The organism is Sediminihaliea albiluteola (assembly GCF_014077625.1).
Taxonomy (GTDB): domain Bacteria; phylum Pseudomonadota; class Gammaproteobacteria; order Pseudomonadales; family Halieaceae; genus Sediminihaliea; species Sediminihaliea albiluteola.
Genome location: NZ_JACFXU010000013.1, coordinates 778,904 through 792,049 on the forward strand (window position 1 = coordinate 778,904; position 13,146 = coordinate 792,049).

The 13,146-nt window shown below is 50.1% G+C and carries 12 protein-coding genes; 5 read left to right on the forward strand and 7 right to left on the reverse strand.

The window, feature by feature from the left end; all coding sequences use genetic code 11:
- The first annotated feature begins 7 nt into the window (after positions 1–7).
- Together H2508_RS04490 and H2508_RS04495 are read left to right on the forward strand one after the other, a co-directional pair.
- Complete coding sequence (locus H2508_RS04490; RefSeq protein ID WP_182169266.1) at positions 8–919, forward strand: TIGR03619 family F420-dependent LLM class oxidoreductase; 912 nt, start codon at positions 8–10, stop codon at positions 917–919.
- Between the two features lie 189 nt (positions 920–1,108).
- A complete protein-coding gene (locus H2508_RS04495) occupies positions 1,109–3,355 on the forward strand; it encodes a TonB-dependent receptor (protein WP_268920699.1) in 2,247 nt (748 codons plus the stop codon).
- An 87-nt stretch (positions 3,356–3,442) separates the two neighbouring features.
- Here the strand turns inward: H2508_RS04495 and H2508_RS04500 are convergent, their stop codons facing one another.
- Positions 3,443–4,054 carry a hypothetical protein gene (locus tag H2508_RS04500; RefSeq protein WP_182169270.1) on the reverse strand — a complete coding sequence of 204 codons (612 nt, stop codon included), beginning with the start codon at positions 4,052–4,054 and terminating at the stop codon, positions 3,443–3,445.
- A gap of 194 nt (positions 4,055–4,248) precedes the next feature.
- Positions 4,249–5,166, reverse strand: a complete 918-nt coding sequence (locus H2508_RS04505; RefSeq protein WP_182169272.1) for a metallophosphoesterase — start codon at positions 5,164–5,166, stop codon at positions 4,249–4,251.
- Positions 5,167–5,333: 167 nt separating this feature from the next.
- On the opposite strand from H2508_RS04505, the gene H2508_RS04510 reads away from it, so the two are divergent.
- On the forward strand, positions 5,334–5,891 hold the full coding sequence (locus tag H2508_RS04510; protein ID WP_182169274.1) for a YqiA/YcfP family alpha/beta fold hydrolase: 558 nt from the start codon (positions 5,334–5,336) through the stop codon (positions 5,889–5,891).
- Here the strand turns inward: H2508_RS04510 and H2508_RS04515 are convergent.
- From H2508_RS04515 to H2508_RS04535, 5 genes are all read right to left on the reverse strand, one after another.
- Positions 5,888–7,042: a cation diffusion facilitator family transporter gene (locus tag H2508_RS04515; protein WP_182169276.1), complete on the reverse strand. Its 1,155-nt coding sequence runs from the start codon at positions 7,040–7,042 to the stop codon at positions 5,888–5,890. The genes H2508_RS04510 and H2508_RS04515 overlap by 4 nt on opposite strands.
- Positions 7,043–7,406: 364 nt before the next feature.
- The gene (locus H2508_RS04520) at positions 7,407–7,664 is read right to left on the reverse strand and encodes a helix-turn-helix domain-containing protein (protein ID WP_182169278.1); all 258 of its coding nucleotides are present in this window, start codon (positions 7,662–7,664) and stop codon (positions 7,407–7,409) included.
- 1 nt (position 7,665) lies between these two features.
- A complete protein-coding gene (locus H2508_RS15300; protein WP_182169280.1) occupies positions 7,666–7,947 on the reverse strand; it encodes a type II toxin-antitoxin system mRNA interferase toxin, RelE/StbE family in 282 nt (93 codons plus the stop codon).
- Positions 7,948–9,044: 1,097 nt separating this feature from the next.
- Positions 9,045–10,379: an MATE family efflux transporter gene (locus tag H2508_RS04530; RefSeq protein ID WP_220463579.1), complete on the reverse strand. Its 1,335-nt coding sequence runs from the start codon at positions 10,377–10,379 to the stop codon at positions 9,045–9,047.
- On the reverse strand, positions 10,360–10,740 hold the full coding sequence (locus tag H2508_RS04535) for a hypothetical protein (RefSeq protein ID WP_182169283.1): 381 nt from the start codon (positions 10,738–10,740) through the stop codon (positions 10,360–10,362). Before H2508_RS04535 ends, H2508_RS04530 begins: the two co-directional genes overlap by 20 nt.
- Positions 10,741–11,245: 505 nt before the next feature.
- Here H2508_RS04535 and H2508_RS04540 point away from each other — a divergent pair.
- Both H2508_RS04540 and H2508_RS04545 read left to right on the forward strand, forming a co-directional pair.
- Entirely contained in the window at positions 11,246–12,475 is a 1,230-nt protein-coding gene (locus H2508_RS04540) for a tyrosine-type recombinase/integrase (protein ID WP_182169285.1), read from the forward strand.
- Positions 12,472–13,119: a hypothetical protein gene (locus H2508_RS04545; protein ID WP_182169287.1), complete on the forward strand. Its 648-nt coding sequence runs from the start codon at positions 12,472–12,474 to the stop codon at positions 13,117–13,119. The genes H2508_RS04540 and H2508_RS04545 overlap by 4 nt, the downstream gene beginning before the upstream one ends.
- Positions 13,120–13,146 lie beyond the last annotated feature (27 nt).

Below are 13,146 nucleotides of genomic sequence, written 5' to 3' on the forward strand. Positions count from 1 at the left end.
AAACAGTATGAGCAAAGCGCTGCGCGTCGGTATAACGCTGTTTCGCATCGATGAATTGACCCATGGCGATATGGGCAAGGTACTCGCTATGGCAGAAATGGCCGATGCTAAAGGTGTCGATATGCTCAGTATCCCTGATCATATTTGCTTTAGCAGTGATGCCGCCAAGGACTACCCTATGGGGCCGGATGCCTTCCCAGGCACCCTAGATGAGCCTTGGTATGAGCCATTGACTCTACTAGCCGCCATTGGCGCTCGAACTAAGCAGATTTTACTGTCAACGGCAGTGATGATTGCGCCCGCCCGCACTGCGGTCATGTTGGCCAAACAGTTAGCCACCCTGGACTGCATTTCTAATGGCCGCGCTGTACCTGTGTTTGGCGCTGGTTGGCAACGCGCTGAATTTGACAGCCAGAACCTGCCCTTTGAGGGACGCTTTACCCATATGGAAGAGCAAATACAGGTCTGTCGTGCACTGTGGAGCGGTGGCCCACAAAGCTTCCAGGGCAAATTCGTCCAATTTGAGGATCTCTGGTCCTACCCACTACCCGTGCAAGGCGCGGCATTACCCATCTGGTTAGGGCTGAGCCCCTCCCCGCGCAATATTGAGCGCATGGCACGCTTCGCCGACGGTTGGTTACCGGCCATGGAATCTCTGGAAAAGATCAAAGAAACCAGAGATAAACTCAGCACTAGCTTGGAAAAGCATGGCCGAGACCCAGAAAATTTCGATATCCGCAGCAGCCTGATACCAGTGCCACACAAAAGTGGTGGCATTGATTTCGATGCCACCTTCGCGCAAGCCGAAAACATGAAAGCTGCAGGGGTCACGGTTATCGACACTGCCCCTACCCTGCTGACTGACAGGCTTGATGACCTGGAAATGATCCTGGATCGACTGGTGGCTCTACGCGAGTAAAAAGATTTTACTCAAAACTCAAAATTAAAAACCTCGGCATATCGAAAAGGCGCACCATTTCTTACTAAAGGACTTTTTGCTTAAAAAACAAAAAGTTAAGCATCGTCTCTGCCCTTATTGCAAAGATTAGGGCAGAGACATAAGATACCTTTTGAAATGTTTTTAATAGCTCAGGTATCGAGGTTAAAAATGCGCCCGTTTATAAAACAACAACCAATTGTGACTGCATTACTGTTAGCATCAATTTCTTATGCTGGAGCTGCTAGCGCACAACTAGAAGAAATAGTGATAAGTGCTCAAAAGAAGACTGAGTCACTACAGAGTGCTCCGCTCTCGGTAGCTGCATTCAGCGAAAGCATGCTTGAGAGTCAAGGCATTTCCTCGCTCAGCGACCTTAGCCTACAGACCCCCAGTCTACAGTCCTATGACTTTCCAACATCATCGAGCAACCTCTCCATCTACGTGCGCGGCTTCGGTAACGGCGACTCACAAACCCTGACCATTGATAACCCCGTCGGACTTTATATTGACGGTATCTATCTGGCCAGAACTTCAGGTGCGACGATCAAGCTGCTCGACCTAGAGCGCATTGAAATTTTACGGGGCCCCCAGGGAACCCTATTTGGGCGTAACTCTTCCAGTGGCGCAGTGAGCTTTATTAGCAGAAAGCCCAGCGATGAGTTTGGTGCAAAAGTTGAAGCTGGCGCTGGTAACTTTGGTAGCTGGAATGCAGGCTTCACTATCGATGCACCGATCAGCTCCGAATTACGCACACAGTTTTCGTATCTCAACGATAAAACAGATGGCTGGGTTAAAAACCGCGGACCCAAGATAAACCCAGTAAAACAAAGCAGTGAAAACTATTACATGAGTGATCAAGAAGCTTATCGCTTTGCTTTGAACTGGGACATCTTAGACAACCTAGATCTCGAATACAGCTATGACCTAGCTGATGCGGATGGAACCCCACCCTACTACCAGTTAAACAGAAACAGCCGGCAAAAAAAGACTACCAACTTACTGACAGGTGGCTCGAGCTATCGCTATGTGCTGCCAAAATCAAATACTGAGTCTTCCGGGCACAGATTGGCCCTGAACTGGGTAATCTCTGACCAGCTAGAACTAAAGTCTATTACTGGCTATCGAAAAATGGACGAGCGCTCAGTTCAAAACTGGGCTGACACGCTGTTTTATGCCATTGATTTAGATTGGTCGACTAAATCTACTAGCCAGGAGTTCCAGTTGCTTGGCAACGCTTTTGATAATCGTCTCGACTTTATTGCTGGTTATTTTTACTTCAAGGAGAAAGGGAAAAAGCGCGAAGAGCAATTTAGCAGCTTTAATGGCCTTGAAGTATATGCCTTAGACCCCTTAGCAAAGCCAGCCGCCTCACAATCAGCATTGCTAGGCGGCACCAGTTTAGGCGCCACTTTATTCGACACTGAACTCACCTCACAGGCCGTTTACGCTCAGGCGAGCTATACCCCCGATATACTAGATTCACGCCTGACTCTCACAGCAGGACTGCGTTACACAGAGGATGAGCGCGACGCTTTGCGCGCACTAGATCCCAATAAACCACATATTATTTTTCAACCAGGCACAAACAGTCTGGACTTTGATCGGACGGATTACACCCTAGTACTTGATTTCGCTATTACTGATGAAATTAACAGCTATGCCCGCTATGCCACTGGTTACCGTGCTGGTGGCTCAGGAGAGCGGACTCTTAGCTTTGACCTTACCTTTGATAACGAAGAAAGCTCTGCCTTTGAGTTAGGCTTAAAATCGGAATTATTCGACCGCAGATTACGGCTAAACACCGCACTATTCTTTACTGATTACGATGATTTGATTGTCACTTACGACAGCTCAAAAGCCGGTTTTAGCTCCTTTATTGAAAACGTAAACGCAGGAAAAGCCAAGGTAGATGGGCTAGAACTGGATATTATCGGCCTGATTGGGGAGGCCAGCACTATCACCTTTAACTACACTTATTTAGATAGTGAGGTGACAAAGGTTATTGTACCCAATAACAGCTTCCTACTAGCTGGGCCGCCAGCCAGCGATATTGACTTACGTGGCCAAGATCTCTCCGATACCTTCTTCTTCGCCCAAGCGCCAAAACACGCTTACTCGCTAGCTATTGACCACAGCTGGACCCTCACTAACGGAATGAGCCTTGATGCGCATCTGAACTACAGTTGGCGCGATAGTGTCTACTCATCACCAAGAGGCCTACCAGTAGATGAGCTCGGCTTGTTAAATGCGCGTATTTCCTTGAGCAATATCAAGCTGGCGGACAGCACATTACGTGTATCTGCATGGGGTAAAAACCTAACCAACGAAAGCGAGCTGATTTACGACTTACAAGGCTTAGGCTTCCAATTCAACCGCCCTCCTAGCTACGGCATCGATCTGCGGCTGGACATATAATTACGCTAGTCACACAGCAAGAGAGGCAGGCGCTAACTGCGCCTGCCTCATTTCTCTTCAGGCTAAACACAAGCGAAACATAGACTATTATCGCTTAGCTAAGGACAGTCTTGCGCAAGAGCTCAAGTGCAGCTGAGATTCCTCCACGAGCTTGCCAGTGGTATCAAAGATTAGCTGCCGATCCTTGGCGTAAACATATTTGTATTCAGCAATACGCCCCCACAGGGGCAAGAGGCCAGCGTGTTGCTGATAGTGCTGCTCAATGATCGGCTTCAGTCGCGGGATCTGATCTTCTAGTGCTAAGTCTCTGATTGCTGCTTCGATATAAATTCTGCGGCGTGACTCTAAGGCAGCCAAGACAAAAATCGGCTGGCTAGTCCTGCGAAAGTAGGTTTCGACAAACAAAAAGCCAGGGAAAGCTAGCTTTCTCGCAGATAGCTGAGCGCTGATTCTGGCTATTTCTGCAGCGGCAAAACTTGCATCGATGCTCAGCTGCTCACAGAGCTTAGCAACAAACTCCTGGCCACTGTAGCGATAGTCATATGCACTAGTTTCCAGTGCCAGGGTCTCACTAGATGACACAGCCTGAATGCGAGCTGTAGCGGCAGGAAGCCTATGAGTTGAATAGCCCATCGACAAGGCGATTTGATCTAGGGCTCGACCGGACAGTTTCCGACTAATAAGTTGATAGAGTTGCATTGGCTAGGGACTCCTGACTCCAATTGAGAACCTGCGGTAGGCGCCGTGGAGTCAGGCTGGCGTGCTCCGCTTTAGCAGGATTTATGAGTCGCTCTGCAAGTAGGAATAAATCAGCGACAACGGGATTATATCAAACAACATGCAAATAACGAATGGCCGAGATCTGCAAGCACATTAGCAGGGCCTAATGAAGCTCATCTGGCATAGCTAAAATGCTCTGCTTTTAGCTCAGACTCGCCATTCCAGCGGTAAGCCACTAACTTACCCTCCTTGGCTACTGAGTAATCGAGGCAGGCCACATTGTGTGCTAGGGGCGCAGGCTGGCCATTTAACCAATAATGGCCGATAAAACAGGGCGGAGCCGAATCGGGATAGCGCGGGACAGTATCTGGTATGGCCATATCGCTGGCCTCGCCTATAGCAAGACCTTCAGGCACAGTGGCCTCCGCTAAACGCGTAGCACTGCTATTCCACCACTGAACACGGACCGCGTTTCTGCTATGCCCATCTTTATCCTGGAAAGTAATGCCCTCGGGGAGCTGCACTTCTACCCCTTTGAGGATGCGCTCAATGGCCTCATAGGCTGCACTGCCCTTGGTCGAAGCCTCAATCAATAGCTCTGGCGTCATTCTGGAATCGGGCGCCTTGCTCTGCAACAGGTCGATATGAGCTTGGTCCCAACAGGCATGAACCACGCGCAGGCCATCTAGCTCAAGCCACATAGGCAGCTCATAGAAAAACTCGAGCACTGCCTCACGCTGCTCATCATCCTGCTCAAACTCATTTAAGAAGGCTTGGTGTTGCCCCTTATTCTTTTTAGTATGAGGCCGCAAATATTCCCCTTCATGGAAAGTATGGTAGGCCAAAGCATTAAATTCGTGGTTGCCCATCACCGCTAAAGCATGACCATTGCGAACCATCGGCATGACGATATCGAGTAACTTTTTGTGCTGAGGGCCGCGGTCGATGAAGTCTCCCAAGAAGATCACTTGCCGACTAGGGTGTTGGTAGCCGCTGTCTGAATGGGAGTAGCCTAATTCTTGCAATAGCTTAATTAGCTCATCTGCATGACCGTGGATGTCTCCGATAATGTCGTAAGCTTGACTACTCATAAAAAATACTAACCTTCAATAATTTAGATTTATCTGAATAGGGATAGATGCCGATTAAAAACTAAGGCCTAAAACGGTTATCATTACAAAAGACTGGGGTAATTATAATAACTTCGCCCGGCGATTCCTCAGCGCAGTTAAATTATTCAGAAGAACTAAGGAAAAAAATGAATATTTTATACCTACATGGCTATGCCAGTAATTTTGATCCGAGCTCTGTGAAAGTACAGGCATTAGAGAAAATCGGCACGGTTTCAGGCATCAATATTGATTATACCGAGGGCCCAAAAGTCGCCATAGAGGCTGCCAAGCAAGCTTGCCAGGAGCAGTGTATCGACCTAGTTGTTGGCACATCGATGGGCGGCTGGTTGGCTAGCCACTGCGGCCAGAACTGTAGCATCCCCTTCGTGGCACTCAATCCTGCAGTCGAGCCAGCAAAGTCCCTGACAAAGTATATAGGCCAAAGTATCGATTACACTGGCACAGCCTATACCATTGATGCTGAGACTGTGGCCTCTTACCCGCCCTTCGCCACCGAAGGCTTGGGCTTGGTGATCTGTGAAGAAGGCGATGAAGTCATTGATGCAAGCGCTACAGCGGCAGCGCTAAAGCCACATTATGATGTGCTGCTAGTACCCGGGGGCTCACACCGCTTTGAAAGCTTAGACTCGCAATTAGAGCTGATCCAGGCTCATCTGCGTAAGGCTACTCAAGGCAAGGCTTAAGCAGCGCCCTCCTTTTCTTTAAAAACCCGCACCTGACCAATGTAGTTAAGGACTGCAGCATTTTGCTCTAAGCGCTCAGCGAGTTCGGCGGTATTTTCAAGGCCACAAGTCAGCACTAAATCGACATGCACCTTGCCTTCAAGATAGTGCAGAGTGGCCTTATTGATATCGAAGGCATCGATATCGTTTACCCATACTTTAGCCAGATCGGTGAGCACTTCACGGCGCAAGGGCAAATGCGCTGACAAGTCCGCCAGAGAGTCATCCTCGGGGTCAATGTGGATTAAAGCGTTGCTAATATTTTCGTGGGTATCGATCAACTTTAAACGCACATACTCAGCAATACGATGGCCTTCGGAGACACTCAAATAACCATCGACAACGATATGCACATCAACCAAATACGAGCCACCCATACGTCGACTGCGCATCATATGCACACCCCGCACACCGTCAACATTTTCGATAATGCGCTGCAGGGCCGCGGCTGTTTTAGGCTCCATGCCGGTATCAATGAGCTCGCGAACAGAGCTCACTGACTGATCCCAGCCGATCTTGCCAATCATAAATGCCACACCTAAGGCGGCTAAAGCATCGAGGTAGGGAAAACCCATTAAGCTCCCGCCGACACCGATTAACACCACTATTGAAGACACGGCATCGGAGCGGTGGTGCCAGGCATTCGCCGTCAGCAAACTGGACTTAAATTTGCGCGCCACTCGCATGGTGTAATGGTAGAGCCACTCATTAGCGATAATGGAAAACGCGGCGACCCACAAGACAAGAGGGGTCGGATGTAACAAAGTTGAGGGATTAATCAGGCGCTGAGCCGAGTCCAGCACAATACCGACAGCAGTGATAATCAGTACGATACCAAGGGCTACGGTGAAAGCGGTTTCAATCCGCGCATGACCATAGGGGTGCTTTTTATCCGCCGGTAAATTGCTGTACTTGGCCGCGAACCAGACCATCACATCGGTGCTGACATCTGCGAGCGAGTGAATGCCGTCGGCTATCAAGGCATGGGATTGACCAATAATGCCAAATATTATCTTGGCGACGGTCAAAACAATATTTACCAGGGCGCCTACTACGCTCGTGTTACGCATCGCCTTATCACGCACTTGAGCAGACTGCTGGGCGGCATCCATTAAAACACTCTCCAATAGACCAAGCCGAGATAGAATTGAACAAGCGCAGCTACCCTTCCGGCTTATTCAAGCTGACGGCTAATATACCGTAAAGTGAACGCTTAAGGGGGCAATGGAAACAAAAAGGTGCCCTTGGCAGCCTAGTAGAGTAGTCAGCAAACAGTCGCAATGTCAGCTGCTTGTTTAACTTGCTGACGAAGTGGCCAAGCTGGGCAGCAGCGATTGAGACCCAGTGCTGACAGCGTTGCTCCATATCAGCTTTTATAGGGGTTCTTGGCTAGTTTAGGGGTGCCCGCCGGGACTGCGTTCACCCTATCGCCGAGAGAAGAGGCGCGCTGTAAGCGCGCCCTCCTTGCTTGACTTGTTATGCGGCTGCATCCTCAAGTTCCCAGCCAGGAAACACAAGAACTGCCGGATGGCAGTTGAGTGCCCTAGCCAATACCTTCGCCCGCTCAATACCCAAATTCACACGACCGTTCTCGATGGCGGATATGGTTGACTGCGGAATAGAGGTAAGAGAGGACAATTGGTTTTGGCTTAGCTCCTGGAGTTCTCGAATAATTCTGACCGAATCTCCAATTGAAACCTCAATCGTTTTTTTTGCTTTACGATAATCCTTCATATTAGTTTCTCCTGTAGTTGTGTGGAGTCACTTTCTCAATTTGAACATAGACATTCTCACGATCAATTTTGTAAATCACGCGATATTGAAGATTTAATCTGGAGGAGCGATGCCCCTTCCACTCGCCTCTCAAGGGTTCATCATTAAACCCTCGAATCAATCTCAACCCTTCAGGACCGGAGATTCGAACAATGTCTTTCCACTTTTCATAGCGCTGCAATACATCTTCGGGCAGACGAGCTGTAATTCTTGCTACCCGGCGATGTTCATATATCTCCCACATAGCACATAAAGTGTATATGCTATATATGGTATGTCAATGATAATGATCAGACTCATAACAGCTTGATATACAGGGTCTTGGTTTGCGTAGGGGCGCCTGCCGGTGTCAAAAGTATTCCGCGACCCGTCCCACCAAATGAGCTTAATCTGTTTCCCTTGGGCTTCTTGCAGAGATTGTGGCGCCACCGAATCACCTGGGTGCATTGGCTTTTGGATGGCTTGGGGCGCCTGCGGGAGGCCTTGGAGGCTTTGGAGCGCCTACGGGAAGCAGGGTCACTCCGCGACACGCCGCCAGTACGTCCTTGTAGGCTCGGGCTCGACGTCCTGTCTCGCACGGTCGCTGCATGACCCTACCACCCGCAGTCTTCGATTCTTAGCTAGGTCGAACAATTAACATTCAAGCTTCTTGGTGTTTGTGCCGTTGCTTATTAAGGCAGTGCACTTAAATGAGAAGGTGAGGACGACGGCTTAGGCTGAAGGACCGTTGAGCGCATGGATGCGCGAACCGAGCCCCCATGGATGGGTTTACGGCGTGTCCGCAAGCCTATGCCGTTGGCCGCGCCGCCACTGAATTAGCTTGCTATGGAGTTTTTTGGATGGCTCGGAGCGCCTGCGGGAGGCAGGATCACTCCGCGACACGCCGCAAGTACATCCTTGTAGGCTCGGGCTCGACGTCCTGTCTTGCACGGTCGCTGCGCGGCCCTACCACCCGCTGTCTTCAATTCACTCTCAGAGTGATCTTGAGGCTTTGTTCATACATTCCTTTGCCCAATTAAGCCGCCATATTTTGATATTAAGGTGTGGACGACGGTTTAGGCTAAAGGACCGTTGAGCGCATGGACGCGCGAACCGAGCCCCCATGGATGGGTTCACTGCGTGTCCGCAAACCTATTCCGTTGGCCGCGCCGCCACCGTATCAGCTTGACCTGTTTCTACGGGAGTCTTTGGAGGCTTTGGGGCGCCTGCGGGAGGCAGGGTCACTCCGCGACACGCCGCAAGTACGTCCTTGTAGGCTCGGGCTCGACGTCCTGTCTCGCACGGTCGCTGCGCGATTCTGCCACCCGCTGTCAGCAATTCACGATCAGGGTGATCTGGAGCTTATGCAAACAGTTGTTTGCTTCTCCAGCCTCCCCAACGGTAATAAGCAACGGAAAACAGGCTACTAATAAGGAAACTGATACCGATGCCTAGGGCAATCCCCGATTCGCCGTACAGTGAGATCATCCAATAGGCCAATGGGACGCGCAATAGCCATAGAGAAATGATATTCAGAGCGAGGATTTGAAACATTGCACCAGCCCCTCGCACCACCCCATTGAGGATGAAGTTTAAACCGATAAATGGGTAGAACAACGCGATTGTGCGCAAGTACGAGACGCCAAATGCCACGCCCTCTTCGTCACTGATAAATAACTTCACTAGCGGCTCAGCCCAAATGAATAGCAACACGACAAAAAATATCATGACCACCAGGTTGTAGATGATGCCGACCTTGGAAATCTGAGCTACCCGCGCCCACTTATTCGCGCCGATATTTTGTGCTGCCATGGCGTTTACCGCGGAACCTAAAGCGAGAGCGGGCAACAGGACAATATTGTCTAGGCGCTGCGCTGCACCAAAACCCGCGACCACATCCTCGCCAAAGCCGTTGACCATCCAGAGAATGACCGCCATGCCGGCATAGATGACTATCATCTGTATGCCTGAGGGCACGCCTAGCTGCAAAATAGTGCGTATTTCAGAAAGCTTGGGCCATTGCAATCGGAATGCAGGCAGTCCGGCCCCTGGCCTCCCTGACAGGTAGAACAGGCTGTATATGAAGGCCATGGTCTGCGCCAAAATCATGGCCCAGGCTGCGCCGGCTAGGCCCAAGTTAAACCCAACAATAAATAGCGGATTAAGCACAGCCGTCAGTACGGTTGCCAACAACACGAAATACAAAGGCGTCCTGCTATCACCAAAAGCCCGTAGCAAACTGCCAATGAAATTATAGCCAGTGAGAAACAGGCTGCCGATGAACATGATCTGCAGGTATTGCTTAGCGGCAACGCTAATCGATGCCGGCGTATTGAGCAATGCCAGCAGCGCTTCGGTGAAAAAATAACCCGCCAGGCCAATGACCAGCGACAGCACAGTCAAAAGAATGGTAAAAGCGCTCAGGTAGGAGCTGATTTCTGCCTGATTATTGGCTCCCTTCAGTTGCGCAAATACTGTAAGGGTTGCGTTATTCACACCCATGATAAAGGCCAGCAGTACAACCATAATCGTGGTGGCCACTGTGACGGCTGCAAACGCAGCACTTCCCAAGAGGTTGCCGACCCACAGACCGGTGATAAGCAACAGGGAAGCCTGCAGTAGGTTGCTGAACAGAATTGGCAAGGAAAAATGGAGTAGCTTCCGAGGCACTGAGCCTTCAGTAAAGTCGCTTTTCACGATAGAAATTCTTCTCAAAACGGCCAGGCAGGCTTCTAAGCGCTGTTGTGGCTAGAGCTGTGTTGATATGGGCCACAGAGCTTAGCACTTCCAGTGATGAGTAGTCAGCGAACAGTCGCAATGTCAGCTGCTTGTTTAACTTACTGACGAAGTGACCAAGCTGGGGAGCAGCGATTGAGAGCCGGTACTGACTGCGTTGCCAACATATCAGCTGGCTATAGTGGTTCTTGGCTAGCTTAGGGGCGCCTGCGGGATGCTGGACCACTCCGCGACCCGCCCCACCGAATGAGCTTAAACTGTTTCCTTTGGGTTTCTTACAGAGATTGTGGCGCCAGCGAGTGGCAAGATCACTTCGCGACATGCCGCAAGTACTTCCTTGTAGGCTCGGGCTCGACGTCCTGTCTCGCACGGTCGCTGTGTGGCCCTGTGCCACCCGCCGTCTTCAACTCACACTCAGAGTAATCTTTAGGCTTTGTTTTTACATTCCTTTGCTCAATTAAGCCGCCGTATTTGGATATTAAGGTGTGGACGACGGTTTAGGCTGTAGGACCGTTGAGCGCATGGATGCGCGAACCGAGCCCCATGGATGGGTTCACGGCGTGTCCGTAAGCCTATGCCGTTGGCCGCGCCGCCAACAAGTGAGCTTGAAATAGAGGGTTGGGATAAAGCCGAATTGGCGGTGAGGGAGTCCGCCAAAATAGCATCCAACAAGCCACACTAAAAACCACAAAAACAAAGATTTACCATAGTATTATCAACCACTTATAACTACACTTAGTCCAGTTAGTGCTATTACCCTCTTTTGCCATTTACAACCAAAGTGGTGGACTGGGTGGTGGACTGGTGAGTTAGGCGGAGTAATGTCTATGAGCAAACTAAGTGCAAAAGGAATAGAGAAACTAGGGGTGGGAACCCATACCGATGGTGACGGCCTGCAGTTAGTTGTCAGTCCAACCGGAAACAAAAAGTGGGTTTTCAGGTACCAATTAAATAAACGTCGGCGGGAAATGGGGCTAGGCACTTATCCAACAATCAGCCTAAAGAAAGCCCGCATTGATGCAGCAACCCAGCGCGGGCTGATACTAGATGGCAAAGACCCATTAGATGAGCGAAACAAGGCCAAAAAACAAATCATCGAATCTGGCCAAAAAGAACAGGCCAAGGCATACACATTCAAGCAAGCTGCAGCTGAATACATAGCTGCCCATAGCCCAGGCTGGAAAAATGCCAAGCATACCCAGCAGTGGGAGAACACGCTAAAAACCTATGCAGAACCATTTATAGGCCGCTTACCTGTCAATGACATCACTACAGACCACGTACTAAAAGCCTTACGCCCCATCTGGTATGAGAAGCCAGAAACAGCGTCAAGAGTAAGAAACAGAATAGAGCTAGTGCTAGATGCCGCAAAAGCCAGAGGCAAGCGGAAAGGTGAAAATCCCGCTCGGTGGCGCGGCCATTTAGACAAACTACTCCCTGCCCGCCTCGATGTACGGGCACGGAAGCACCACGCAGCCCTTCCCTACCTTGAATTGCCCGCTTTCATGGCAAAGGTGGCCGAGCATGAAGACCTGTCTTATAAAGCCGTACAGGTCACAATATTGGCCGCCCTTAGAACCAGTGAGGCATTGTGCGCGACCTGGGATGAAATCGACTATGAAAACAAAGTGTGGACGATTCCAGCTGAAAGGATGAAGGCGAAAAAGGAGCATCGAGTACCACTGTCTGAGCCATTAATTAAAGTCCTTAAGTCAATCCCAGTACACACAGACAATAATCACCTTTTTCCTGGCATGAAAAAAAATAGGCCGCTATCCAATATGGCGATGCTGATGGCACTTCGCCGCATGGGGCGTGACGATCTGACGATGCACGGCTTTCGCTCTACCTTCCGAGACTGGGCTGGAGAATGTACGCCACACCCTAGGGACGTATGTGAGCAGGCCTTAGCTCACAGCCTGGGCAACTCAGTAGAGGCAGCATACCGCCGAGGTGATCTGTTCGAGAAGCGCCGCGCATTAATGAATGACTGGGCGCAATACGCCACAGCAGCACCGAGTGAAAAAGTGGTGAATATTAGGGGGCGCCGCGCATGATTGACCGCCAAAGTATTCACGATTCGGTTTATACAGCGGTTTCGCTGACGCTTAAAGCTTCACGAGATATGGCTAAACACCCTGAATTAGATAACTTTGCTAAGTCCGTAGCAAACGACATACATAAGCGATTTAACCCAAGTGACGATGTAGCCCAGCTTTTAGAAAGTGCTGCCCCTGACGGCTCAAGGCAGCGCACCAGTGCAGCGCATACAGCAGTGTCCGGCTTATCCCGCATCCTCGAAAACATGGGCGTGAATGAACGAAGAGCGCTGATCCCCCCTACCCCCAAACTACAAGAGCTTTTAGGTTTGGATGATGAATGCCATGTCGCAAATTATCATGCCGCCATAGATGAATGGATACAGCTTACCTTTGCGATCAGCGAGGCAATGGGCGAGCGAGCCGAAAGAAAGCCGAACAAGAATACAATAACGGTTCAATTCGAGCCCCTTGTCGAGCTAATGGCATGGCGCTGGACAAAGTGCTTTAACAAGATCCCTAGCGGCGCTGAAAACTCAGTATTCAACAACGTGATACAGGCAATCCTTTCCGCCGCGCCTTTTGATAAAACCATAACGCCTAGCTCTGTGAAAGCAATCCTAAAACGAATCGACTTACCCACACTGAAAACTAGGGGGTAAAAAAGCGGGCAGCGAAGAATTTTCTTT